1 protein-coding gene is annotated in these 1,046 nt (G+C 68.0%); it reads left to right on the forward strand.

The features are described from left to right. The first annotated feature begins 123 nt into the window (after positions 1-123). Positions 124-1,017 carry an IS5 family transposase gene (locus tag ACIA5H_RS37840; protein ID WP_397081183.1) on the forward strand — a complete coding sequence of 298 codons (894 nt, stop codon included), beginning with the start codon at positions 124-126 and terminating at the stop codon, positions 1,015-1,017. Positions 1,018-1,046 lie beyond the last annotated feature (29 nt).

Genomic DNA, 1,046 nt, shown 5'->3' on the forward strand with positions numbered 1-1,046 from the left:
CTAGAGCGTGTCTCGAAGTAATGCCGCAGGTGTGAGACTGGTTGGCGGGGGCGGGTTTTGAATGTGGCGAGGTCTCCGGTAGTTGGTTGATCGACCAAGATTCAACTGAACACCGGAGACCTCGTGACCACCCTAGCGGTGACGGGCCGGGCGGACCTGACCGATGCTCAATGGGCACGGCTGGAACCGCTGCTGCCCAGCCCGAAACGACCGGGCCGACCCTCGAGATGGACCAGACGCCGACTCGTCGATGGAATCCGATGGCGGATCCGTGTCGGCTGCCCATGGCGTGACATCCCATCGCAGTACGGGTCCTGGCAAGCGATCTACGCGCTGTTTCGCCGCTGGGCCCGTGCCGGGGTATGGGCGGCGGTACTCCAACAGCTACAGACCCTGGCCGATGCCGCCGGTGAGATCGGCTGGCTGGTCAGCGTGGACTCCACGATCATGCGCGCTCACCAGCACGCCGCCGGAGCCCGCCACCACAGCAGCCGCCAGGCCGAACCACCCGGCGGCCACCGCGCCGAACCCGCCGATCACGCGCTCGGGCGTTCCCGGGGCGGATGGGGCACCAAACTGCATCTGGCCTGCGAACACGGTCTGCGTCCGTTGTCGCTGCTCATCACCCCCGGCCAAGCCGGTGACAGCCCGCAGTTCGCCGCGGTGCTCAACGGGATCCGGGTCCCTCGCCTCGGTCGCGGACGCGCTCGCGTGCGACCGCAGCGAGTGCTGGCCGACAAGGCCTATTCTTCGGCCGCCAACCGCGCCCACCTGCGTGAGCGCGGGATCGCCGCCACGATCCCGGTCCCGGCCGATCAAGCCGGACACCGCCGCAACCGCGGGCGCCGGGGCGGTCGGCCACCGGCGTTCGACCCCGTCATCTACCAGCAGCGCAACACCATCGAACGCGGCATCAACCGGCTCAAACAACACCGCGCCGTCGCCACCCGCTACGAGAAACTCGCCACCCGCTACCTGGCCGTCATCCAGATCGCCGCCATCGACCAATGGCTCTGACCCAACAACTACTTCGAGACACTGCCTAG

Origin of the sequence: Nocardia sp. NPDC051900 (assembly GCF_044452545.1) — a bacterium.
Classification (GTDB): Bacteria; Actinomycetota; Actinomycetes; order Mycobacteriales; family Mycobacteriaceae; genus Nocardia; species Nocardia sichangensis.